Source organism: Xanthobacter sp. DMC47 (assembly GCF_056313845.1).
Window position 1 is genome coordinate 1,439,114 of sequence record NZ_JBQUZM010000004.1, and the last position, 22,839, is coordinate 1,461,952.

The 22,839-nt window shown below is 65.5% G+C and carries 21 protein-coding genes; 7 read left to right on the forward strand and 14 right to left on the reverse strand.

Annotated features, from left to right (window positions below; all coding sequences use genetic code 11):
- Positions 1-17: 17 nt before the first annotated feature.
- From ACT54R_RS18530 to ACT54R_RS18575, 10 genes are all read right to left on the reverse strand, one after another.
- The gene (locus ACT54R_RS18530; protein ID WP_332116983.1) at positions 18-3,197 is read right to left on the reverse strand and encodes an efflux RND transporter permease subunit; all 3,180 of its coding nucleotides are present in this window, start codon (positions 3,195-3,197) and stop codon (positions 18-20) included.
- 10 nt (positions 3,198-3,207) lie between these two features.
- The gene (locus ACT54R_RS18535) at positions 3,208-4,455 is read right to left on the reverse strand and encodes an efflux RND transporter periplasmic adaptor subunit (RefSeq protein WP_332116982.1); all 1,248 of its coding nucleotides are present in this window, start codon (positions 4,453-4,455) and stop codon (positions 3,208-3,210) included.
- Between the two features lie 4 nt (positions 4,456-4,459).
- On the reverse strand, positions 4,460-5,731 hold the full coding sequence (locus ACT54R_RS18540) for a TolC family protein (RefSeq protein ID WP_332116981.1): 1,272 nt from the start codon (positions 5,729-5,731) through the stop codon (positions 4,460-4,462).
- Positions 5,732-5,792: 61 nt separating this feature from the next.
- Positions 5,793-6,176 carry a hypothetical protein gene (locus ACT54R_RS18545; protein WP_332116980.1) on the reverse strand — a complete coding sequence of 128 codons (384 nt, stop codon included), beginning with the start codon at positions 6,174-6,176 and terminating at the stop codon, positions 5,793-5,795.
- Positions 6,177-6,309: 133 nt separating this feature from the next.
- Positions 6,310-6,801 (reverse strand): hypothetical protein, encoded by a 492-nt coding sequence (locus ACT54R_RS18550; protein WP_332116979.1) that lies wholly within the window; start codon positions 6,799-6,801, stop codon positions 6,310-6,312.
- Positions 6,802-7,082: 281 nt separating this feature from the next.
- On the reverse strand, positions 7,083-7,460 hold the full coding sequence (locus ACT54R_RS18555) for a hypothetical protein (RefSeq protein WP_476328710.1): 378 nt from the start codon (positions 7,458-7,460) through the stop codon (positions 7,083-7,085).
- 84 nt (positions 7,461-7,544) lie between these two features.
- Positions 7,545-8,867 (reverse strand): MFS transporter, encoded by a 1,323-nt coding sequence (locus ACT54R_RS18560; RefSeq protein WP_332116976.1) that lies wholly within the window; start codon positions 8,865-8,867, stop codon positions 7,545-7,547.
- A gap of 53 nt (positions 8,868-8,920) precedes the next feature.
- Entirely contained in the window at positions 8,921-10,756 is a 1,836-nt protein-coding gene (locus ACT54R_RS18565; protein ID WP_476328712.1) for a heavy metal translocating P-type ATPase, read from the reverse strand.
- 69 nt (positions 10,757-10,825) lie between these two features.
- Positions 10,826-12,007, reverse strand: coding sequence for a nickel/cobalt efflux transporter (locus tag ACT54R_RS18570; RefSeq protein ID WP_332116973.1), 1,182 nt, complete (start codon positions 12,005-12,007; stop codon positions 10,826-10,828).
- Positions 12,008-12,014: 7 nt separating this feature from the next.
- Positions 12,015-12,296, reverse strand: a complete 282-nt coding sequence (locus ACT54R_RS18575) for a metal-sensing transcriptional repressor (RefSeq protein WP_332116971.1) — start codon at positions 12,294-12,296, stop codon at positions 12,015-12,017.
- Positions 12,297-12,395: 99 nt separating this feature from the next.
- Between ACT54R_RS18575 and ACT54R_RS18580 the strand changes: the two genes are divergently transcribed.
- The 4 genes from ACT54R_RS18580 (at position 12,396) to ACT54R_RS18595 (ending at position 17,418) form a co-directional block, all read left to right on the forward strand.
- Complete coding sequence (locus tag ACT54R_RS18580) at positions 12,396-12,785, forward strand: hypothetical protein (protein ID WP_332116969.1); 390 nt, start codon at positions 12,396-12,398, stop codon at positions 12,783-12,785.
- Between the two features lie 48 nt (positions 12,786-12,833).
- Complete coding sequence (locus tag ACT54R_RS18585; protein WP_332116968.1) at positions 12,834-13,565, forward strand: HupE/UreJ family protein; 732 nt, start codon at positions 12,834-12,836, stop codon at positions 13,563-13,565.
- Between the two features lie 20 nt (positions 13,566-13,585).
- On the forward strand, positions 13,586-14,242 hold the full coding sequence (locus ACT54R_RS18590; protein ID WP_332116967.1) for a transmembrane anchor protein: 657 nt from the start codon (positions 13,586-13,588) through the stop codon (positions 14,240-14,242).
- Between the two features lie 995 nt (positions 14,243-15,237).
- Positions 15,238-17,418 (forward strand): ParB/RepB/Spo0J family partition protein, encoded by a 2,181-nt coding sequence (locus tag ACT54R_RS18595; RefSeq protein ID WP_332116965.1) that lies wholly within the window; start codon positions 15,238-15,240, stop codon positions 17,416-17,418.
- A 360-nt stretch (positions 17,419-17,778) separates the two neighbouring features.
- Here ACT54R_RS18595 and ACT54R_RS18600 read toward each other — a convergent pair whose 3' ends face one another.
- Complete coding sequence (locus tag ACT54R_RS18600; RefSeq protein ID WP_332116964.1) at positions 17,779-18,336, reverse strand: dihydrofolate reductase family protein; 558 nt, start codon at positions 18,334-18,336, stop codon at positions 17,779-17,781.
- Positions 18,337-18,448: 112 nt separating this feature from the next.
- On the reverse strand, positions 18,449-18,886 hold the full coding sequence (locus ACT54R_RS18605) for a PDDEXK family nuclease (protein ID WP_332116962.1): 438 nt from the start codon (positions 18,884-18,886) through the stop codon (positions 18,449-18,451).
- Positions 18,887-19,056: 170 nt separating this feature from the next.
- Between ACT54R_RS18605 and ACT54R_RS18610 the strand changes: the two genes are divergently transcribed.
- Entirely contained in the window at positions 19,057-19,248 is a 192-nt protein-coding gene (locus ACT54R_RS18610) for a helix-turn-helix transcriptional regulator (protein WP_332122589.1), read from the forward strand.
- 855 nt (positions 19,249-20,103) lie between these two features.
- Positions 20,104-20,415 carry a DUF736 domain-containing protein gene (locus tag ACT54R_RS18615; protein ID WP_332117003.1) on the forward strand — a complete coding sequence of 104 codons (312 nt, stop codon included), beginning with the start codon at positions 20,104-20,106 and terminating at the stop codon, positions 20,413-20,415.
- 119 nt (positions 20,416-20,534) lie between these two features.
- On the opposite strand, the gene ACT54R_RS18620 is transcribed toward ACT54R_RS18615, so the two are convergent.
- The gene (locus tag ACT54R_RS18620) at positions 20,535-20,819 is read right to left on the reverse strand and encodes a type II toxin-antitoxin system RelE family toxin (protein WP_332116959.1); all 285 of its coding nucleotides are present in this window, start codon (positions 20,817-20,819) and stop codon (positions 20,535-20,537) included.
- On the reverse strand, positions 20,809-21,054 hold the full coding sequence (locus ACT54R_RS18625) for a type II toxin-antitoxin system Phd/YefM family antitoxin (RefSeq protein WP_237343761.1): 246 nt from the start codon (positions 21,052-21,054) through the stop codon (positions 20,809-20,811). Before ACT54R_RS18625 ends, ACT54R_RS18620 begins: the two co-directional genes overlap by 11 nt.
- Before the next feature lie 444 nt (positions 21,055-21,498).
- Here ACT54R_RS18625 and ACT54R_RS18630 point away from each other — a divergent pair, with 444 nt between their 5' ends.
- A complete protein-coding gene (locus ACT54R_RS18630) occupies positions 21,499-22,695 on the forward strand; it encodes a DUF932 domain-containing protein (RefSeq protein ID WP_332116958.1) in 1,197 nt (398 codons plus the stop codon).
- The last annotated feature ends 144 nt before the right edge of the window (positions 22,696-22,839 follow it).

Consider the following 22,839-nt stretch of genomic DNA (forward strand, 5'->3'; position numbering starts at 1 on the left):
AATGCGCTCACGGCAGGTCAGTGGGAGGCGATCGGCGCTGCCGCCGGCTGCTTTGTCTGCACCTTCTTGCGGGTGCGGCCTGGCTGATGGACCAGGCGGTAAAGCGCAGGCAGGACGAACAGCGTGAGCAGCGTCGATGATGCGATGCCGCCGATGACCACCGTCGCGAGCGGGCGCTGGACTTCCGATCCGGCACCGACATTGAAGGCCATGGGAATGAAGCCGAGGCTGGCGACAAGCGCGGTCATCAGCACCGGACGCAGGCGCGTCAAGGCTCCCCGCCGGATCGCCGCATCCAGGTCGAGCCCCTCTTCCAACAGGCTCTTGATGAAGGAGATCATGACCACGCCGTTCAGCACGGCGACGCCGGACAACGCGATGAACCCCACGCCGGCCGAGATGGAAAGAGGCATGTCCCGCAACGCGAGCGCCGCAATGCCGCCGGTCAGCGCCAGGGGCACACCCGAGAAGACGATGGATGCATCCCTCAGCGATCCGAACAGGCCGAGAAGGAGCCCGAAGATCAGGATCAAGCCCAGCGGCACGACGACCTGGAGGCGTTGAGCCGCCGAGATAAGCTGCTGGAAGGTGCCGCCATATTCGGTCCAGTAGCCGGCGGGAATCTTCACCTTGTCCCGGACACCCGCCTGCACCTCGGTGACAAACGACCCGAGGTCGCGGCCGCGCACGTTCGCGGTGATGACCACCCGCCTCTTGCCGTTCTCGCGGCTGATCTGGTTCGGCCCGACCACCGTCTCGATCTCGGCGATCTCCGAGAGCGGCACGAAGATGCGGGTGCCTTCACCGTTGCGCGCCGGCAATGGAATCCGCAGGCGGCCGATTTCATCAGCCTTCGAGCGCTGCTCCTCTGGCAGGCGAACGATGATGTCGAAGCGCCGGTCGCCTTCGAAGATGCGTCCCGCCTGCGTGCCGCCGATGGAGGCCCGGATCACGTCCTGGACATCGGCGACGTTCAGCCCATACCGCGCCATGGCCTTGCGGTTCGGCGTGATCTGCAGGACCGGCAGGCCGGTGAGTTGCTCGACCTTGGCGTCCTGTGCCCCGTCCACCGCGGCGAGAATGCCTTCGATCTCGTTGCCAAGGCGCAACAGCTCATCCAAGCTGTCGCCAAACACCTTCACGGCGACGTCGGAGCGCACGCCCGAGATGAGCTCGTTGAACCGCATCTGGATCGGCTGGGTGAACTCGTAGTTGTTGCCGGGGATCTTCGCGACAGCGGCCTGCATCTGCGCCACCAGGTCGAACTTCGGCTTGCGTGGATCGGGCCATTGCTCGCGTGGCTTCAGCATCACGAACGTGTCGGCGACGCTGGGTGGCATGGGATCGGTCGCGACCTCGGCCGTGCCGATCTTGGCGAAAACCTGATCGACCTCGGGAAACTCCTTGAGCCGCGACTCGATAGCCGCCTGCATGCCGATGGCCTGCTTCAGCCCGGTGCCGGGCACGCGCAGCGCGTGAAGGGCGATGTCGCCCTCGTCGAGGTTGGGGATGAATTCCGAGCCGAGCCGCGTCGCCAGATGCGCAGACCATCCGACCAGCACCACCGCGAGGACCACGGTGAGCCAACGGGCGCGTAGCGCGACTTCGAGCGCAGGACGGTAGAGCTTTCGCGCGCCGCGCATCAGGAAACTGTCCTTCTCGCTCACCTTGCCGGTGATGAAGAGGGCCACGGCGGCGGGAACGAACGTGAGCGACAGCAGGAGCGCCGCAGTGAGCGCGATGACCACCGTGAACGCCATGGGGTGGAACATCTTCCCTTCGACGCCGGTGAGGGCGAAGATGGGCAGGTACACGATGGTGATGATGAGCACGCCGAACAGGCTCGGGCGGATCACCTCCGCCGTCGCACTTCCCGCGAGGGCAAAGCGTTCGTCGCGGTTCAGAAGGCGGCCGTGATGGTGCTGGGCTTCCGCGAAACGGCGCAGGCAGTTCTCGACGATGATGACGGCGCCGTCGACGATCAGACCGAAATCCAGCGCGCCCAGGCTCATGAGGTTGCCGGAGACCTTGCCCTGGACCATGGCGGTGATGGTGACCAGCATGGCGAGGGGGATCATCGCCGCCGTGATCAACGCTGCCCGCAGGTTGCCGAGCAGCAGCAGAAGGACGACCACGACGAGCAGCGCGCCTTCGGCGAGGTTCTTCTCGACCGTGCTGATAGTCCGCTCCACGAGCACAGTGCGATCGTAGACCGGCTTGGCAATCACGCCGGCGGGCAGCGAGCGGGCAGCCTCCTCGAGCTTGGCGGCGACAGCGTGGGAGACAGTGCGGCTGTTCTCCCCGATCAGCATGAACACGGTGCCGAGCACCACTTCGCGCCCATTCTGGGTGGCGGCGCCCGTCCTCAGCTCCTCGCCCAGAATGACGTCGGCCACGTCGCCGATACGGATCGGCACCCCGCCACGCTGCTCGACGACGATGTTGCGCAAGTCCTCGATGCCGGCTGCCTGACCGGCGACGCGCACGAGCTTCTGTTCGCCATAGCGCTCTACATAGCCCGCGCCCACGTTGGTGTTGTTGCGCTCCAGGGCGTTGATGACGTCGGTCATCGTCAGCCCGTAGGCGGTGAGCCGCTGGGGCCACGGCGTGACGTGATACTGACGCTCGTAGCCGCCGATGGTGTTGACCTCGGTCACGCCCGGCACGTTGCGCAGCTGCGGCCGGATCACCCAGTCCTGGAGGGTCCTCAGATCCTCGGCCGTCCATGCCGCACCATCGGGGCGGCGAGCTCCTGGGCTCGGCTCGATGGTGTACATGAAGATCTCGCCGAGGCCGGTGGCGATGGGTCCGAGCGAGGGATCGACTCCCGACGGCAGCTCGCTGCGGACACTCTGCAGGCGCTCGTTCACGAGCTGCCGCGCGAAATAGATGTCCGTGCCATCCCGGAAGATGACGGTCACCTGGGACAGGCCGTAGCGCGAGATGGAGCGCGTGTATTCGAGCCCCGGTAGGCCGGCGAGAGCCGTCTCGATGGGGAAGGTGATGCGCTGCTCCACCTCCATCGGGGAGAAGCCCTGCGCCTCGGAATTGATCTGCACCTGGACGTTGGTGATGTCCGGCACGGCATCGATGGGCAAGCGCTGGAAGCTCCAGATCCCCAGCGCCGCGAACCCCAGGACCGCCGCCAGCACGATCCAGCGAAAGCGGATCGACAGATGAATGATGCGTTCAAGCATGGGCCCCTCCTCAATGGTCGTGGGAGGCGCCGGACTTCTCGACGTCGGCGCGGATGAGGAAGGCGTTGTCGGATACGTAGACCTCGCCTGGATCGATGCCGCCGAGCACTTCCACCCATTCGGGCGTCCGGCGGCCGAGCTTGAGCATGCGAACCTCGTAGGTGTCGCCGACCTTGGCGTAGACCACCGTGAAGTCGCGGAAGCGCTGGAGGGCGCGTGTGCGGACGGCGAGCGGCACCTTGTCGGCAGCGACCGTCACGATCCCCTCGACGATCATGCCCGGGCGCCAGACGCCCTCGGGATTGGGCAGTTCGGCGAAGATGGAGGTGGTCTGCGTGGCGAGGTCCGTGCTCGGCAACAGCATCTGGATGGTGGAGCGTGCCGTCTGGCCGGCGAGGCCCTTGATCTCGACCGCCTGACCGGGCCGCAGAAGCTCCGCATCGCGCGGGAAGGCGAAGAAGGCGGCCTGGAGCCGGGAGGTGTCGGCGATCACGTAGATCGCTTGTGTCGCCACATCTCCGACATTGGCGTTGCGCTCGGTAATGACACCGGAAATGGGTGCCGTGATCGGATACGTGCGCAGCGTGTCGCTCGCCTCGATGCGGACCAGCACGTCGCCCTGCCGCACCGGCTGGCCGATGGACTTGGTCATCTCCACGATCCGGCCGGGATACCAGGCCCGCACTTCGGCCCGCGCCTGGGGATGCAGCATCACGCGCCCGGAGAGGTCGACGACCTCCTGGATCACCGCGGCCCCCGCCGGCTCAGCCTTGACCCCGCCCGTTTCGGCAGCCGCGGCCTCGATGGTGGTGCGCCCCTCGTAGGACGAGAAGGACCAGTCGTGCGTCTTCCCTTCATAGTCGGCCCGGATCGCGACATCGAAGGAGTGTGGCTCCTTGACCGCGCCATCTCCCCGCAGAAATTCGCCATCCGGCTTGAAGTCGATCGTATCGACGCGGCCGCCAAGGCGTGAAAGGGTAATTCGTGCCTTCACCAGCGCCGGATCGAGGGGCCGATCGCCCTGGAATGGATAGAGGTGGAATTCGGGTTCCTGGCCTTCCTCGAAGATGGTGAGCTCGAGAGCGAGGTCGCCGGAGCGCAGGAGGCGCCCGCCATGCGGGCCGCGCTCGTACTCCGCGCTTGCCGCCGCAGGCGCTTCTGCCGTGCCCGCGGACTTCTGAGCCTCGCCCTGGCCGCATGCCGCGAGCGCGAGAACGAGCGCCATCATGGCCGGAACGGCCTTCAGACGGGGATTCATCGGGTCAACCCTTGATGTTCAGACGGGAATGCCGGCCGGTCAGGCGGCTCACCGTCGCGTTGTCCTGGTGAAAGGCGCGCAGGGCTTCGATGCGCCTCAGGCGGGCATCGTTGAGGGTGCGCTGCGCATCCATGAACTCGACATAGCTGAAGGCGCCGCGCTCCATCCCTTCGCGGATCAAGCGGACCGCCTGTTCCGCCTTGGGGACGACTTCGCGCTGGATGCGACGCGCCTCCGCGGCGCTGGCAGCAAGCCGGGCCCCGAGCCGGGTCAGCTCACGCTTCAAAGTGGCGCGGGCTGCCTCCACGTCGAGCTCCGCCGCCTGCCGCTCGGCGCGGGCTTTCTCGATGTTGTCCTGGTTGGTGTCGAAAAGCGGCAGCGGAATTGCGATGCCGGCCACGAGGGCACCGTCGTTGGTGTCGGCGAAATGCCGGACGCCAAAGCGGAGCGCCGGGTCCTGCACCGCGCGGGCCTGCTCCAGCCCGATGCGGGCCGTGGCGACCTCCCGTTCCGCTTCCAGGAGCGCGACATCGGCGTTGAACGGCTTGCTTTCGGCGCCGACAACGGCGTTCTCGAAGGCAGGCAGGTCCACGGCGAAGTCGGGACTGCCGCGCCAGTAGCCTGCGAGGTTTGCGCGGGCGATCCGCGCGTTCGCCTTGGCCTGGTCGACCGCGATCTGCTCCAGGGCAACCTGGGCCTCGGCGCGGCTCTGCGTGAACAGCGGATCGCGTCCGGCATCCGCCCGGCGGGCGATTTCCGCCTGGAACTGCTGGGCGATGACAAGGCGTTCCTGCGCGACCTTTTCCTGGGCGGCGGCAACCAGCACCTCGATCCATGCGAGCTCCACCTCCCGCATGAGATCGAGGACCCGCACGGCGCTCCGCGCCCGCGTCGCTTCCAGCTCCGAGCGTGCGACGCCGGTTCGGGCGCCAGCCTTGTCCCCGAGCTCGAAGGTCTGCTGGAAATAGACCGTGGTTTCGGGCTGGTTCAGTGCCTGGTAGGGGCCGGATCCGGCGAAGTTCTCGCTCTCGATGCCCACGGTGGGGTTCGGGCCACGGCCGGCCTGCCGGATTCCCGCTTCACCCGCCTGGACGCGCGCGCCGGCGGCGGGCAGCGCAAACCCAGCGTTTACTGCGCGTGTGATCGCGTCGGATACCGTCAGAGGCTTCTGGGACTTGGCGTGCGCGGGCATCACGCCGCATGCGAGCACCACCGCCACGACGAATCCCTTTCGCCGCGCGCGAGCGCCCGCACCCGCGAAGGTGCGTTTATCCATTGAGAAATGCCTTGATCGTCGAGAGCTGGATCAGGCCACGAAGGCCTGCGCTAAGGACAGATCAGGCTCTGGGGGGACGATCGAGAGCGCTCGGGCCAAGCCCTTGGGCAAAGAGGCCGTGCATCGGCCAGGATAGGCCGCTCTTCGCGAAGGAGGCACCAATGCCGTGACCCGACGCAGCCGTGAAACCGGAAGACGGGTCGCCATGGTGATGATGCGAGGCGGCGCGACCGTCGCCGTCATGCGGCTGCCGCTCACATCCCTCGGAAGACATCTCGCAATAATGCACGATGTCCTCTCCGGTGGAGACGGCATGGGCAAGCTCGAGAGCGTGGTCGAGATCCACAGTAGAGGCCGAGATCGCCCGCATGGGCGACAGGCATGCTGCCACCATGCAAAGCATGGCGATCAAGCGCCTCAGGCCTGTCATGCGGGAATCGATCACGCGTACATCTCCTCAATGACGCCTTCTACATGATGTTGAGTTCGCGGGCAACGCCGGCGCAGGCGAGTGCGCGGATCCAGTTAAAGAAACGCAAAACTACAGGTGGCGGGCTACTCGCGAACGTCGAAGCTGGCTAGAAATCCTTCTCGATGATGGATTTGTTGCTTCCAAGCTCTGTCAGGGCCATCTGGAGGCGCGCGACAATCGAGCGCACAAAGCTTCCTGTCATTTTGCATTTGGCCAAATTGTCGGCTGTATCCTTTTGCAGCGCTTCGGCTGTCGCCTGACCGACCGGAGCCGCGATGAGCCAGGCTCGCTCCACGTCGATGCCGACGTCCCGAGCGGCGGTGTCCGCATTGGCCGTGATCCGTTTGACATCGTCGAAGCTCACCGATGGCAGAAACTCGGGCTTGGAAAGATCGCGCGCAGCCGTCGTGCAGCCCCTGACGGCAAAATACATCGTATAGAGGAACCTCAGGTCGCCCTCGACGGCCTTGCGGCGATCCGCGGCGGCGGACGGTTGGGTTCCTTCCTGGGATGATGCCGGCGGCGCGGCGACAGCTGTTGTCGCTGGGCCGGCGAGGGCAGCTAACAGCGCAAGCGTGGGAGACAGGGACGTAGACATGGCGATACCCATCGGGCTTTGACAGGGGGAACGCGCGGCGGCGCCGCGATGCGAGAAGCGCGCACGGCGCATCCCGAGTTTCAGGAGCTTGGCCTATTCGACCCATCGCCTGGAGCGCGCTCGCGGCTCGGCGTCGTTACATCACGAAGGGACGCAGACTACTTTGCGGCGGCAAGGCCTTTGCGCCATGCGTGAGCGCTCCGCACCTGGAACGGCGCCTTTTTCAACGCCATAGGCGCTGAACGCAGAAGCAGGTTGGCGACGATCGGCGCGAGGGCAGATCAGGCTTTCGGGGGGCGTTCCGGGGCAATCTGGCCGAGGCCCCTACCCATCGCGGCGGGGGTGGACCAGCCGGTGGCGTTCACCGACAAAGGCCCGGCGGGGGCCACAGACGAGACAGCCACACAGCCGGAAGCCGTGTCGCCATGGTGGTGATGGGAGACGCCGCCGGACTCCTCATGCGCCGGCTCGCGCTCACATGTGGGCGCCACGTCGCAATAATGCACCACGCCGCCCACATCCGCGGCATGCGCGAGCTCAAGGGCATGTTCAAGGTCGGAATTGGCAATAGAAACTGCCCGAAGCGGCGACAGACAGACCACCGCCATGCAGATCATGGCGATCAAGTCTCTCAGGCCGATTGTCCGGACATTCGTCACGCGCACGACTCCCTAGAAACGGCTTCTACATGACGCAACGTCGGCCGACAACGCATAGACAGACTTCTGCCGGAAGACCTCGCCTCATCCCGCCCTCGGCCATTCGGAATGGTGGCTGTCGATGACGAAGGCATGGCTGTGGCGCCGCCCATCACCCGCTCCCATGGCGCCTGCAAGATGCGGATGGTTGGCGTCGAGCGTCTCATGAATATGCTCGATCTCGTCCGGATCATTCGACGGCCACAACCGGATCGCCACGAAGACGGCTGCGGCTGCGATCAAGCCGAGCACCGCGAAGGTGGAGGGCAAGCCGGCCTTCGATCCCAGCCACCCCGCCACGGGATAGGTGATGAGCCAGCACACGTGCGACAGGGCGAACTGCGCGGCGAACAGCGAAGGACGGTCTTCCGGCTGGGAGGAGCGGCGCAGCAGGCGTCCGGATGGGGTCTGGGTCAACGAATAACCGAGACCCAGCGCGAACCAGAGCGGCAGCAGAAGCCCGTAGCCCGGCACGAAGGCTCCGATGAACAACCCCGCGGCGAGCACAGAGGCGCCGGCGAGCATCGCCCGCCGGTCGGGGATCGTGTCGAGGAGACGCGGCAAGAGGAGCGCGGCGATCATCGACCCGCCGCCGAAGGCGGCGAGCGCAATCGCCGTCGCGCGCTGGCTGAGACCAAACCCCGCCTGCACCAGCACCACCGTGTTGACGATTACCATGGCGCTCGCGGCAGCCACCGCGAGATTGAGCGCCAGCAAGCCACGCAGGCGCGGCGTGGCGAGATAGATCTTGAGCCCTCGGGTCGTGCGATCGTAGATGCCACGATGCTCGCTCGCCTTGGGGCTCGGCAGCACGACGGAGACCACCAGTGCGGCGGAAGCCAGAAAGCCGACGGCGGTGCCGGCGAAGAGGCTGTGGAAGTTGATGAGGGTGAGAAGCCCGGCGGCCAGCATCGGGCTGGCGACGCTTTCGAGGTCATAGGCCAGCCGGGACAAGGAGAGCGCCCGCGTATAGTCCCTTTCGTCCGGCAGCACGTCGGGAATGGTCGCCTGAAAGGTGGGCGTGAAGCCTGCCGAGGCGGACTGCAGCAGGAAGATCAGCACATAGACCTGCCAGACCTCGGTCACGAAGGGCAGGAGCACAGCCACCGCCGCCCGCACGAGATCGAGGCAGACGAGCATCGTGCGCCGTGGCAGTCGCTCGGCGAAGGCAGCCGCCACTGGCGCCACCCCCACATAGGCGACCATCTTGATCGCGAGCGCGGTGCCGAGCACCGCCCCCGCATCCGCTCCGGCGATATCGTAGGCGAGAAGGCCAAGCGCCACCGTGGCAAGGCCAGTCCCGACCAGCGCGATGACCTGCGCGAGGAAAAGATGGCGATAGGTGCGATGGCTGAGAACCTGCAGCATGGCGAAGGACTTTCGGTTCCATTCCCATTGGCGTTCGTCGATCGAGGGCGATATCAGACTCCCGGGATCTTCACCCGGAGCAGCTTCACCGAATTCAAGAACACCAGGACGTCAGGTCCGAGGTGCAGAAACGCCGCCTGGATGGGACCGATCCAGCCCATCAGCGCGGCCGTGATGCCGAGCACGTGAACCACGCCGACACCCACCCATAGATTCTCCTGGATGGTGCGGTAGGCGCGCTGGGCGATGTTGCGCGCCGCGACGATCTTGCCAAGGTCATCCGTCATCAGCGCGATGTCGGCGGCTTCGAGCGCCGCCTGAGTGCCCCCTCCTCCCATGGCGATGCCCACCTCGGCCCGTGCGAGGGCGGGAGCGTCGTTGACGCCGTCGCCGATCATGGCGACCTTGAAACCCTGCTTCTGCAATTCGGCGATGGCCGTGACCTTGTCCTCCGGCATGAGGTCGGCCTTGACCTCGTCGACGCCGATCTCCGAGGCGATGGCCCGCGCCGTGGCGGCGTTGTCGCCGGTCAGCATGACTGTGCGCTTCACCCCGCCTTGCTTGAGCGCGGCCAGCGCCGCGCGCGCACCGGGGCGCACGGTGTCGGCGATGAAGATCACCCCCGCGAGCCTGCCGTCCACCGACACATAGACCGGCGTGCTGGCGGCATCCTCCACGGCCCGGTCGATGGAAACCCCCGCCTCGCGCAGCAAGGCTGGATTGCCCACCAGCACCCGCTTGCCTTCCACCGTCGCCTTGACGCCGCGCGCCTGCAACTGCTCGAAGCTGTCCGGCTCGGGAACCGCTATGTTCCGGCGCGCGGCGCCCGCCACCACCGCCTTGGCGAGGGGATGGGCCGAGCGCCGGTCCGCCGCCGCCGCCAGCCTCAGGAGATCCGCCTCGGTGATAGCCGCGTCGAACGGCTGGACCTTCACCACCTCCGGCTTGTTCGCCGTCAGGGTGCCGGTCTTGTCGAAGACCATGGCGTCGGCTTTGGCGAGCAGCTCCAGGTAGAGGCCGCCCTTGATCAGGATGCCGCTGCGCGCGGCGCGTGCGATCGCCGCGATCATGACCAGCGGCGTCGCCAGGCCGAGCTCCGCCGGCGAGGTGAAGATCAGGAGGGTGACAACTTTTGAGACATCGCGCGTGACCAGGAACACGCCGATGAGGAAGACGAGGACCACCGGGATCAGCCAGCTCGCCACCCGGTCCGCCAGCTTCTGGACCGGCGCCCGCTCGGACTCGGCGTCCTCCACCAAGGCGATAATCCGCGAAAAGATGGTGTCGCCACCCACCTTGTCGGTGCGGACGTCAATCGCGCCGGATTCGACGATGGTGCCGGCGAAGACCTGCGCGCCCTCCGCCTTGTCCTGGGGCACGCTCTCGCCTGTGATGGGTGCCTGGTTGACCGCAGCGCCGCCCCCGACGACCACGCCATCCACCGGGATTTTTTCTCCGGTGCGGACCAAAACGATTTCGCCGGGCCTCACTTGGGCGATGGGCACCGTGCGCTCGCCGCCGCCCTCACGGACGAGGGCGGTCTGCGGCACCGAGCCGATAAGCGATTTGATCGAGGCCCGCGCCCGGTCCGTGTTCAGCTCGGCAATGAACTCGGCGATCAGGATGATCACCATGAGGACCGCGCCCGCGACGGTTTCCCCGCCGAACACGGCGACCAGGGTCGCGATGGTCACGAAGATCTCGGTGCCGATCTTACGTTCGGTGAAGAGGTCGGTCAGGCCGGTCTTGACGAGGGGGTAAAGACCGATGGCAACCGCTGCCCAGAGCACATAGAGCGGAACGAGCTGCTGCCAATACAGAAGCGCGATCACGCCGGTCAGCACGATGCGCCCGATCTCGATCCATCGCTCCCGGGTCATCAAGCTCATGATGCCTGGGTCCGCGGGGCCAGGGGTGAAACCTTCGGCGACGTCCACGACGCTCATGTCCCACCTCGCTCAGCCATTGGTCGAAATTGTTGAGGCGGGCGCCGCATAGGCAGAGAGCCCCGTCCAGCCGTGCCAGCCCACATAAAGGCCAACGGCGACGACCAGGACACCGGAGAAGTAGGGCGCCTTCCGTGCGAACGCACCGAACCAAGAGAAGCGCTTCGCCGCATGGCGCACGCTGAGCGCGGCCGCCGCACCCACGGTGACAAGGGTGAGCGCGAGCCCGATGGAGAAGCACAGCACCAGGGCAAATCCCAGGGTGAAGGCCTTCAGCTGCAGGCACAGCAGCAGCACCGTGATGGCCGCCGGGCAAGGAATGAGCCCACCCGTCAGGCCGAACATGACGATCTGCCAGGTGGTGACATTGCGGTCCGCGAACCGGCGGCGGATGTCGTTGGCGTGGGCCAGCTCGTGGGCGTCCTGATAACCGCCGGTGGCGACGTCGAGGCCCTCCAGTTCCTCGTGCATGTGGTCGTGACCCTCGCCCTCCACGAACGAGAGGTCATAGTCGTGGGTGTGGCCGCCATGGCCGAGGCTGACCCGCGCCATGAACTCATGCGGCTCGGGAATCTCCTGGAGGGATTCGAGATACGAGCCGCGGTCGGCGAAGGTGAAGGCCTGCCGCGTCCCGTCGGGCCGCTCGGTGGCGACCGTCACCTCGTCCGCGGCCCAGCCGTGGCCGCTCTCGGTGCGGATGCGCCAGCGGGGCGGCACCCCGTCCTCGAACACCTCGACCGCCACGACGCCATGGCCCGTGTCGATGCGGCGGATATCCGCGCCATGGGTGTGGCCGTGATGATGGGCATGACCATGCTCGTGGTCTCCCGCCGCCTCCTGGGCCCGCCGCTGTTCCGAAAAGGTCCGCCACAGCATCCACGCGGCGATGGCGATGATGATGGCCGCCGAGGCGAGCTGGAAATACGGTTCGAAGGCTCCGGCATCGACGCCTTGCCACAGATACATCCCGCCGAGCGCGATGCCCCAGACCACAAGGGTGTGGGACAGGGTTGCGGCGAGGCCGAGCAGCACCGCCTGCGAAACGGTGCCGCGAATGGCGACGATGAAGGCCGCCATCATGGTCTTGGAATGGCCCGGCTCCAGCCCGTGCAGCGCACCAAGCAGAATTGCACTCGGGATGAACAGCCAAGCATGGGCGGAGCCCTGCTGGATCAAGTCGGCGAACGAGGGCATGCGCGGCTCACAGATATTTGGTGATTTCCTTGAACTCGTCGATGGAGCGGCGCTGCTCCCGTCCGAGCGGACCCACCACGTCTTCGAGGCAATGGTCGAGGTGATCCTGGATCAGGGTCTTCTTGGCCTGGGCGATGGCCTTCTCCACAGCGTGCAGTTGCTGCGCGATATCGAGGCAGGGGCGGCCCGCCTCGATCATCTCGATGATGCCCTTGAGATGGCCATCGGCGCGCTTCAGCCGCTTGACGATGTCCGGATGGGTTTCGTGGAGATGGGCCTGCTGGGTCATGACTTGATGCTATCCCCCTGGAGGGGATATTACAAGGCAGTAGGACAGCGAGTCTGTCCGACAACGTTTTGTTAAGATTTTGGGGGATAGTCCCAGAGCATGCCGAATTGGACCTGCAGCTCAGCCTTCCGCCTCGTCGTCGCGTTCGCGATGACGCTCGGCCTGCTGATGTCGGCCGTCGGTCGTTCTGCGTCCCACGACCCGATCGCGCTGGCGGCCGCCGAGGCTGCGCGGCATGCCGAGCTGGCGGCTGAGATCGCTGACCACGGCCATGTCCATGACGATGGGTCGGAGGGCGAGAAAAGCCCGGGCCATTCCCATGGCCACAACCCGGCCGACCATTCGCATGAGACGCCGAACACACTGTCGCTGGTGACAGCACCCATGATCCCCGTGGGCAGTGACTGGCACGCGCATCCACCGGTCTTCGCCCATCTCGGCACCTCGTTCCGGCACGAACGCCCGCCGCGCTCCGTCTTCCCCGCGTGATCGCGGCCGCGCAGGCGGCCTCCCTCATCCACGAAGATCGGAACACTCATGCACGGACCTGTCCATCAGGGCCCGCCGCGCCCATGCGCGCACCGGCGGCTCGCCCGCTCCCTGTTCGCCGCCTTCCTGGCCTTGCCGCTCCTCGCCGGCGCCGCCTTCGCGCACGCCGTGGCCGAGGGCGATAAGGGCTATATCCAGGAAATCACGGGCATCAACATCCTGCCCTTCATCTATCTCGGCGCCAAGCACATGGTGACGGGATATGACCACATCCTGTTCCTGCTCGGCGTGATCTTCTTCCTCTACAGGATGAAGCACATCGGCATCTATGTGAGCCTCTTCGCCCTCGGCCACTCCACCACCATGCTGCTCGGTGTCTATTTCAACGTCGGCATCAACAGCTACATCATCGATGCCATCATCGGCTTGTCGGTGGTCTACAAGGCGCTCGACAATATGGGCGCCTACCAGCGGTGGTTCGGCTTCCAGCCCAACACGAAGATTGCGACGCTTATCTTCGGCTTCTTCCACGGCTTCGGCCTGTCGACGAAGATCATTGACTACAACATCTCGCCCGACGGCCTGCTGCCGAACCTACTCGCCTTCAATGTGGGCGTGGAGATCGGCCAGCTCCTGGCGCTCGCCGCCATCCTGATCGTCATGGGCTTCTGGCGCAGGACCCCGAGCTTCTTCCGCCACGCCTACACCGCCAATGTCGTCATGATGACCGCCGGGTTCGTGCTGATCGGCTATCAGCTCACCGGCTGGTTCGTTTCCTGATCTTCCCGAAAGGACCAACCATGTACAATACCGACATCCCCACCCGCGCCGAGCTGCCGACCTCCGCCCAGCTCCTGCGCTCGACCGTCATAGCGATCCTCGCCGCGGCGGCGATCCTCGTCACCATCGTGCTGCCGGCGGAATACGCCATCGATCCGACCGGGATTGGACGCATGATGGGGCTGGCAGAGATGGGTCAGATCAAGGCCCAGCTTGCCGAGGAGGCTGAGAAGGACCGCGCGGCGGGCCAGCAGGGGGCGGCTCCAGTTGCCGCTCCCACCCCGGGCCGGCGCTCCGGCCTCCTCGACAGGATCTTTGCCGAACTCCTGATCGGCCCTGCGGCGGCCCAGACTGCGCCGGCACGCCGGAGCGACGAGATGTCCATCACCCTGAAGCCTGGTGAGGGCGCCGAGGTGAAGATGGTCATGATCCAGGGCGCGAAGGTGAACTTCTCCTGGACCGTCGCTGGCGGGGTCGTGAACTACGATCTCCATGGCGATGGCGGTGGGCAGGAGACCAGCTACCAGAAGGGCCGTGGTGTGCCCGGTGCCGACGGGCTGCTGGAAGCATCCTTCGATGGCAAGCATGGCTGGTTCTGGCGCAACCGAGGCACCTCGGATGTGACGGTGACGCTGCGCACCAGCGGAAGCTACACTGAGATCAAGCGGGCACTCTGAGCAGATGCCGGATGAAGGGAACGTCGCTCTGAAGAGCGGCGCTCCCTGATGCGCCAAACAATGTCTGACGGAGTTTGACGATATCCTGCGGTCGCACGCAGTATAGGTGGTGTCGAGGGAGAACATGCGGCCGCAGAGAATATGGCTTCACGAGAAGGCGGTGCTGATGCGTCGCCTTCTCGTGAAGCCTCGGGCGACCCGATCGGTAGGGGAACGATATTCCGCTTGGACGCGATCGGCTCCAGCGCGGAATGCGGCAGGGTGAGGAGGCTCAGCGCCTCATCCGCAACGTCCCCGAAGTCGACAAGGCCACAGCTATCGCGGACGACTTCCCGCCGGCCGTTAATGAGATAGTGATGGCAGACCACCTTGGCCCAATCGAGAAGGACGCGTGCCGAATCATGTGGGTGTCCCGCTATCACGGCCTCTTCTTCAAGCGAAACGGGCCTGCTGTCGCCGGCGTGCCAGTCTCGCAAGTGTTGAACGGGTTCCTATCCGGCAGTGGTCGCGCACGGAGCGATATCGGCTCCCTCATTCTGTGCCCAACGCGCCTCATCGACCATGGTCGTTTCGCCACTGCACGTAATTGATACGTGCCTGTCATTGCATGATCGAGCCTGCCACCGATCCTGCTCCGATGGAGAGACGGCCGAGGTCCTCACCATCTCCACTGTCTCCACCGCTCCAAGACCATATGGCGAGCTGCGCTCGCTTTGTCCTGATCGGCTGCGGCTGAAGCCTTGCCGATCCCGAAAGGGGAGAGATGGTCTTAGCCCTCTCTCCCCCGCGACCGCCGCCTGCGCGAGGGCGGGGCCGCGCGTTCGCAAGGCGGCGCATAGCTACCATTGTACCAACTCCTTCCGATCCACCCCGCTCGCGGCGCAGCCCAGCCCAGCTCGCCGGCAGCCGCCCCCCTCTCTGCCGCGCGCTCACGCGCCCCCGGAAGGCATGTCGGAGGACATGCCTTCCGCATTTACGGAGAAAGGATCGGAACAATGGCCAGGACATCGAAGAAGGCACAGGCCGTCACCGAGACGATGGCGGATCAGGTTGCGGATGCGGAAGTCCGTAGCGTCGGGGAAGCGGCGACGGAAATCGTCGGCACGCTGCCCGCACCGGAGGTGGAGGCCGCGAGCGGCGCGGTGGATTTCATTCCGCTCAACAAGTTGAAGAAGTCGCCGCGCAATGCGCGGAAGACCCCGCACAGCGAAGCGATCATCGAGGCGCTGGCCGCCAGCATCACGGTCAAGGGCCTGCTGCAGAACCTCGTGGTGGAGCCCGAGCTTGACGCGGCGGGCGAGCCCACGGGCAGCTATTTCGTGACGGTGGGCGAAGGCCGCAGGCTCGCCCAGCTTCTCCGCGTGAAGCGCAGGGAGATCAGGAAAACCGAGCCGGTGCGCTGCGTCATCGACACGGCGAACGACCCGCACGAGATCAGCCTTGACGAGAACGTCACCCGCGAGGCTATGCATCCGGCCGACCAGTTCGAGGCGTTCCGCGAGCTTGCGGAAAATCGCGGGTGGGGAGCGGAGGAGATCGCCGCGCGCTTCGGCGTGACGGCGCATGTGGTGCGCCAGCGCCTGCGGCTCGGCGCTGTCAGCCCCAAGCTGTTGCAGGTGTACCGCGACGGCGGCTTGAATCTCGACCAGTTGATGGCCTTCGCCATCGCCGAGGATCACGGGCGGCAGGAGCAGGTTTTTGCGAACCTCTCCTACAACCGCGAGCCGTGGATCATCCGCCGCGACCTCACCAAGGCACACATTCCGGCGACGGACCGCCGGGCAATCTTCATCGGCCCGGAGGCCTACGCCGAGGCGGGCGGCACTATCCTGCGCGATCTGTTCACGGAGGATCGTGGCGGCTTCTACGAGGACGCCGCGCTGCTGGACCGGCTCGTCACCGGGAAGCTGGAGCGGATCGCCGCCGAGGTTCAGGCGGAAGGCTGGAAGTGGGTCTCGGTCCACATCGACTATCCCCATGCCCACGGCCTGCGCCGCGCCTATCCGCAGCCGGTGGAGCTTTCCGAGGAAGATGCCGCCGCCTATGCCGCTGCGCAGGAGGAATACAACCGGCTGTCGGAGGAATGGGACGGCGCAGAGGAGCTCCCCCCAGAGGCGGACGAGCGGTTTGGGGTGCTCGAAGCGGACATGGAGCGCATCGACGCGCTCCGGCACATCTATGACCCGGATGACATCGCGCGCGGAGGCGTGTTGGTCGTGCTGTCGCATGACGGCACTACCCGCATCGAGCGCGGCTTCATCCGGGCCGGGGACGAGAAGCCCGAGCCGGAAGAAGCCGCAGAGAACATGCGCGTCACCGAGGATGGCGAGATCATCGAGGACGGCACGGATGACAAGGATGGAAACCCCGTTTCTGCGTTCGATGCCGAGGACGCGGACGCCGGGGATGCGGGCAAGCCGCTGTCCGACCTTCTCGTACGAGACCTCACGGCCCACCGCACGCTCGGCCTGCGCCTCGCCCTTGGCGAGCAGCCGGACATGGCGCTGGTCGCCGTCACCCATGCCTTCGCCACGCAGACCTTCTATCGCGGCGCGGAAGCGACGTGCCTCGAAATCCGGCCGACGAGCAGCACACTTACCGCGCACGCGGACGGCATCGAGGACACGGCGCCGGCGAAGGCGCTGGCGGATCGTCATGCCGGATGGGCAGCGGATATGCCGCGCGATGTGGCTGACCTGTGGGGCTTCATCGCCGCGCTGGATCAGGCGAGCGTGCTGGCTCTGTTTGCCCATTGCGCTTCACTCACCGTCAATGCGGTGAGGCTGCCCTGGGACCGCAAGCCCCGCGTCCATGAGACGGCGGACCGGCTAGCGACCGCGCTTGCCCTCGACATGACGGCGCACTGGACGCCCACGGCACGGACCTACCTCAGTCGAGTGACCAAGGCGCACATCGCCGCCGCCGTGCGGGAGGCCGTCAGCGACGAGGCCGCCGACCGGATCGCCGGCATGAAAAAGCAGCCCATGGCGGAAGCCGCCGAGCAGCTTGTCGCCGCCACCGGATGGCTCCCCGCACTCCTGCGCACCGAACAGCCCGCATGGCTGGATGCCCCGGAGGCTGACGCCGGAGTGGTCCTAAATGCGCCGACCGCGACCAGTCGCGACGATACCGGCACTGTCGAGGACGGCGCAGCCTTCAACCACGCCGCCGAGTGAGCCCCACGGCCGGAGCCGCTTCGGCGGTTCCGGCCAGTCTCTCGACAGCATCGAGCATTTTCCGGCCGCGCCGATACGGCGCGGCCGGAGACCTCGACTGCGCGAGAGCAGGAACCATGACCATGAGATATATCAAGCAGCGGTCGCAATGATGATCGCTCCGTTCCCTGAAATCCGCTTTTGCGGATTTCAGGGAGTATCGCAGTTTGAATTTCGGCTGAGGGCGGACATGCCCACAAGGTCTCCTGCCTGATCAGCCGAGCTCCCATGGCGGAAGCAGCGAGTATGCCGAGTTGCGCGGCGAGAAGGCTTCCTACGACGCGCGGGCCCGAGAGCTGGGCGCGAAGAGGCTGCTCTGGATTAACGGGCGCGCCGATAATGCATGGCGACGGCGCCGCTGCGGAGCGGCGTGGCCGAGATCAGCTCGAGCCGTCGCGTGCTGGGCACCCCGCCCTGGTAGAGGGTTGGGCCGTGGCCGGCGATCCTGGGTTGGACGAGGAGATTGTACTCGTCGATCAGATCCAGCCGGTCCAGTTCGGTCGCAAGCTTGCCGCTACCCAGGAGCACGCCGGCCGGGGTCGCGTCCTTGAGCCTCTGCACGCCCGTGCGCAGGTCGCCGGCGATGTGGTGGCTATTGGTCCACGGGAAGGCCTTTCGCGTCGACGACACGACGTACTTCGGCTTGGCCTCCAGCTTGACCGCCCACTCGCGTATCGCCGGCGGCGCTTCCTCGTCGCCGCGGGCGACTGCTGGCCAGTAGCTCTCCATCATCTCGTAGGTGACGCGACCCCACAGCATCGCCCCGGCCTCGTCCATGAGGCGAGTGAAGAAGGCGTGCGTCTCGTCGTCGAAAATTCCCTCCTGGTGGTCGACGCAGCCGTCCAGGGTGACGTTGATGCTGAAGGTCAATAGTCCCATGCGGCGAGTCTAGGCCATACAATTGAAAACACGTAGGCCAATTGCTCGTGGTTGATGTTGAACTTCCGCAATGGGTCGAGAGCGAATATTCAAACTGAGACACTACCGGATTTCAGACGGCCTTGACGATGCCGACCACAACGCCCGCCACAGCACCGGCCTCGTCGGCAAACGGCAAATAGAGCCGGACGATGCGGGCAGGCCCACCCGGAAGCTGCGCCTGGTCTTCCATCATCAGCGTGCGCCCGGATGCGAGAACGATGGCCGCCTCATTGTCCGCATCCGCGCTCGACGGCGTGAGCCGGCCGACTGGCTCGCCGGCCAAAGCAACTCCATAGAGCCGGTCGACATCCTTGCCGCTGCGCTCGATCCTCAGCGTCTCATCCGATTCGGACGGGCGCCGGATCACGACGATCACATCATCCAGATCGGCCAGACGCTCGGTGATATTCCCAGCCGGCGGCATGGCCACGCCTTCACCGCGCGCAAGCCAGACGCGATAAAGCTGACCTAGCGCTGGATGTCGGTCCGCCAACAATCGAGAATCCATGCCGGAATCCGTCGCGCCAAGGCTAACCAGATTTTCTGGTTATCTGTATTTCGGTTTAATTGATCTGCCGGTTTCGTCAATGACCGGCAGGGCATATGCAAAAAACGCTTCGCTCGCCAAGGCATATGCGTCTGGTTCAGATCATCGTCGACAAGCGCCGGGAAGCCGGCATGAGCCAGTCCGATCTGGCCGAAGCGCTCGGCCGATACCAGTCCGTCGTTGCCGCCATTGAATCCGGCGGCCGTCGCATCGATGTCGTCGAGTTCCTTGATCTGGCCGAAACGATCGGCTTCGATCCCCATGACGTCATCCGCGAAGTATCTGAAATTGCGACGAAGCGCAAAGCGAAGCGAAAGACGTGATGATCGAACATCAGTGCAATTTTCGCAACGCTAACACATTCTCACCTCCTATATTTCTGAGATGCTAGGCGTCGCCCTTCGGGCCGGGCTCTACGCGCCTCCTGCGGTGGCTTCCGAAGCCCCTTAAGGGTCTTCGCCTCCGGTAACGATCCCTGACGCGCGGGACAGCGGCGGTGGGCATTCCCACGATGAAATCCTCCGCTTTCGCGGGGCTTCCCTTGTGACGACCGGCGTCACTCGGCAAATCGTGATGACGTAAGGGAATGAGGACGATCCTACCCCCAAATGTCGGTCTCGACCGTGCCCGCATTGCATCGAACGGATCGGGAAAGCCCGTATCGTCCGGGCGCTTGTGGAGGCGAGGCAGCCACGTCCCCACGCGGGAGCAATGTCGTTTCTTGCACGCCGCCCCGAACTCGGTGGCAGGCAAGGAGCGGAGAGGGTTCAGCCCGCTCTCATCGTCGCCGGCCCATCGTCAGGGAGAACCGATCACTTCGCCTCGCCGGTGAGGCTGAGGGCCTGTCCGGCCCTCTCAGAGAAGCCCTTGGCGGTGGCAGTGAAAGCGTCGTTCCGATTGCAGCTATCAGGCGGTTCCTCCTGTCCGCCTGTCTCAAGCCGCGTCCATCTCGTCCTCGATAGGCAGGGGTCTGACCGAAGACCGGCGACGCTGGCGTCACCTCGATCTTGAACCCGCAACACGCCGCCTGCGGCTTTTTCCCGCCGCCGGCCAGAGCCGGCTTTGCACCGCGAAGCGAAAAAGTCCTCGCCGGATGTTGCGGGCCGATCGTCCCCGGTCTGCCGACCCCCATCGAAGCCGCGATGGGCGCGGCCCGGTCAGCAGAAGGAACCACCGCAATGGCCACCATCGGCACTTTCACCGCCACCGCCAAGGGCTTCAAGGGCGCGGTCAAGACCTTGAGCCTCAACGTCAAGGCGGTCGAATTCGTCCCCGCCGAAGGCGACAACGAAAAGGGGCCGGACTTCCGCATCTTCTCCGGTGCCACCGAGTTCGGAGCGGCGTGGAAGAAGACCTCGCGCGAGGGCCGCGACTACCACTCCGTCAAGCTGGACGATCCGTCATTCCCGGCTCCGATCTATGCGAGCCTGGTCGAAACGGAGGCCGAGGGCGAGTTCGCACTCATCTGGTCCCGCCGCGCCGCCGAGTGATACCGGCCGCCACAGGGGGAGCCCCGCGAAAGCGGGGCTTCGCCATGTTCAAGTCCGCCGCCGCCCGAAGGAGATACGGCGAGCCGTGCTCCCTTTGCCCTGATCGGCTGTGAAGCGTCCTAACGGCGCTTCTTCGCCGCCTCATACACCTCGGAACGCTCGCGCTTCCCCACAGCGACGACGACCACCGTGACCCTTTCATCCTCGACGCGATAGACCAGCCGATAACCGGCCGAGCGCAGCTTGATCTTGTAGTGATCCGGCATGCCGCGCAGCGCGTCGGCCTGCACATGCGGTTGGCTCACGCGCTCCGCTAGCTTCTTCTTGAACTGTTCGCGCAGCGTCGCGCCGAGCTTGTCCCATTCCTTGCGTGCGGAAGGCAGGAACTCCAGCCTATAAGTCATCGAGGCTGACCGGCACACCCTTCTCGCTCGCGCGCGCCTTGGCGATTTCGACGAGCGCCTGATCGTCGAGCGCGTCCATCATCGCCTCATAGGTATCGGCCGGTACCATATAGGCCATGACCCGGTTGTGGTTCAGGATCGCGACCGCGCTGCCCCGCGCGCCATCGACGATGGCGGTTGGGTTCTTCTTCAGGTCGGAGACGCTGACGGCGATTTCGGCTTCCACGCGCTGCATGGCCTCGTCCTCGAATAACGGCATCAAAATCAGGTCCGATTTCGATATTGAATTTCGAACTATATAGCCCGTCTCCGCGACGATTGCGAGAGGCGGACGGCCATCGACCGGGGCTGACGAAGTCTCCCACAGCCAGCATCGAGTATGGCGAGCTGCGCTCCCTTTGTCCTGATCGGCCGCAGCCGGAGCCTTGCCGATCCTCGGGGGAGCCAAGGGGGACTTTCCCCTTGCTCCCCGCAAATGCCGCCTGTTGCAGAGCAGGGCCGCCGCCTCGCAAGGTGGTCATGACGGTCATCCTTCCCATCATCGGACCCACCTCGCTCGGCCTGGCAGTCCGGCTCCGCGCGCCGGCATGTGCCCCCTCCATTCCCGCGCGCTCTCGCGCCCCCGGAAGGCATGTCGGGGGACATGCCTTCGGCATTTACGGGAAAAGGAGCAACGACCATGAACATCATCAGCACCAGCCAGAATGGCCAGCCCGTTGAAAGCGGCTTCCGCGTGGACATTTCTCGCGGCGAGCGGATCGGCCGCGTGTCTTCGGAATGGTTCTCGCGCCCCGACGATGAGCGCTATCTGTCGCTCACCGAACTATATGACGCCGTGAAGTCCCGCGCAGATCGCGCCACCGCCCGCACCGTGGAGAGCCGCGCCGTGCGCGTGGAGGCGAGCCGGGAGGATACCGAGCGGCTTTCGCTGATCGTCCCCGGACAGGAGGAGCCCATTGCCCCGACGCATTGGAGCTTCGGGCAGTTGTGCAGCCTTGTCGGCGCGCCCGCCACCTATATGCGCCAGCTTCCCGCGCCGCTCGCCGGCATCAACCTGCAGCACGGCTTGCTGTCGCATCGCGCCGAGCTTGTGAAGACGCTGGAAACGGAGGACGGCCGCGTCGAGCTTCGCGCCGTGACCGGCCCGGACTATGGCCGCATCTGGGATCACGAGCTTGTCGCCGCCGTCATGCGGATCGCGGGCAACGGGACGGGCGACACGATGTGGAAGGTGCCGGGCGTGCTGGATTGGGCGACCATGACGCACAATCCCTTTGTGGATGTCACCAAGGACACGACGACGCTCTATGCCAGCGACCGTGACGTGTTCCTGTTCCTGGTGGACGATACCCATCCGATCGAGGCCGGACGCCTATCGAACGGAGAACCGGATTTGTATTTCCGAGGCTTCTATTGCTGGAACAGCGAAGTCGGATCGAAGACGCTGGGCATCGCCTCCTTCTACCTCCGGGCGGTTTGCATGAACCGCAACCTTTGGGGCGTGGAGGGCTTCGAGGAGATCAGCATCCGGCACAGCAAGTTTGCCGCGCAGCGTTTCGCCCATGAGGCCGCGCCCGCCCTGACCAGCTTCGCCCATTCTTCGCCCGCACCTTTCGTCGCCGGCATCAAGGCCGCGCGCGAGCGGATCGTCGCCCGCACCGACGAGGACCGCGAGACCTTCCTGCGTAAGCGCGGTTTCAGCAAGGCCGAGACGGGGAAGATCATCGAGACCGTGTTGCAGGAAGAAGGCCGCCCGCCGGAAAGCATCTTCGACTTCGTGCAGGGCATGACCGCGCATGCCCGCACCAAGCCCCATCAGGACGGGCGGCTTGAACTGGAGGCCAAGGCAAAGACCCTACTGGAGAAAGCCGCATAACCACAGATGCCGCGCGGTCGGTCCATCGACCGTGCGGCTTTCCGTATCCGGAATTTTCCGCCGATCCGTAAATCCGGGTCGGCGGCGCGGCCACGCCTCAACAGCACGGCCGCCGCTCGCCGGGCTCCGCCCGGCTCGCAAAGT

Bases quoted from the DNA above. Each gene is read 5' to 3' on its own strand.
- ACT54R_RS18560 (WP_332116976.1), bottom strand. From the start codon at position 8,867: ATGCTGCAGGTTCTCAGCCATCGCACCTATCGCCATCTTTTCCTCGCG.
- ACT54R_RS18565 (WP_476328712.1), bottom strand. From the start codon at position 10,756: ATGAGCTTGATGACCCGGGAGCGATGGATCGAGATCGGGCGCATCGTG.
- ACT54R_RS18615 (WP_332117003.1), top strand. From the start codon at position 20,104: ATGGCCACCATCGGCACTTTCACCGCCACCGCCAAGGGCTTCAAGGGC.
- ACT54R_RS18550 (WP_332116979.1), bottom strand. From the start codon at position 6,801: ATGTCTACGTCCCTGTCTCCCACGCTTGCGCTGTTAGCTGCCCTCGCC.
- ACT54R_RS18620 (WP_332116959.1), bottom strand. From the start codon at position 20,819: ATGACTTATAGGCTGGAGTTCCTGCCTTCCGCACGCAAGGAATGGGAC.
- ACT54R_RS18610 (WP_332122589.1), top strand. From the start codon at position 19,057: ATGAGCCAGTCCGATCTGGCCGAAGCGCTCGGCCGATACCAGTCCGTC.
- ACT54R_RS18590 (WP_332116967.1), top strand. From the start codon at position 13,586: ATGTACAATACCGACATCCCCACCCGCGCCGAGCTGCCGACCTCCGCC.
- ACT54R_RS18605 (WP_332116962.1), bottom strand. From the start codon at position 18,886: ATGGATTCTCGATTGTTGGCGGACCGACATCCAGCGCTAGGTCAGCTT.
- ACT54R_RS18570 (WP_332116973.1), bottom strand. From the start codon at position 12,007: ATGCCCTCGTTCGCCGACTTGATCCAGCAGGGCTCCGCCCATGCTTGG.
- ACT54R_RS18625 (WP_237343761.1), bottom strand. From the start codon at position 21,054: ATGCAGCGCGTGGAAGCCGAAATCGCCGTCAGCGTCTCCGACCTGAAG.
- ACT54R_RS18580 (WP_332116969.1), top strand. From the start codon at position 12,396: ATGCCGAATTGGACCTGCAGCTCAGCCTTCCGCCTCGTCGTCGCGTTC.
- ACT54R_RS18630 (WP_332116958.1), top strand. From the start codon at position 21,499: ATGAACATCATCAGCACCAGCCAGAATGGCCAGCCCGTTGAAAGCGGC.
- ACT54R_RS18600 (WP_332116964.1), bottom strand. From the start codon at position 18,336: ATGGGACTATTGACCTTCAGCATCAACGTCACCCTGGACGGCTGCGTC.
- ACT54R_RS18585 (WP_332116968.1), top strand. From the start codon at position 12,834: ATGCACGGACCTGTCCATCAGGGCCCGCCGCGCCCATGCGCGCACCGG.
- ACT54R_RS18575 (WP_332116971.1), bottom strand. From the start codon at position 12,296: ATGACCCAGCAGGCCCATCTCCACGAAACCCATCCGGACATCGTCAAG.
- ACT54R_RS18535 (WP_332116982.1), bottom strand. From the start codon at position 4,455: ATGAATCCCCGTCTGAAGGCCGTTCCGGCCATGATGGCGCTCGTTCTC.
- ACT54R_RS18530 (WP_332116983.1), bottom strand. From the start codon at position 3,197: ATGCTTGAACGCATCATTCATCTGTCGATCCGCTTTCGCTGGATCGTG.
- ACT54R_RS18540 (WP_332116981.1), bottom strand. From the start codon at position 5,731: ATGGATAAACGCACCTTCGCGGGTGCGGGCGCTCGCGCGCGGCGAAAG.
- ACT54R_RS18595 (WP_332116965.1), top strand. From the start codon at position 15,238: ATGGCCAGGACATCGAAGAAGGCACAGGCCGTCACCGAGACGATGGCG.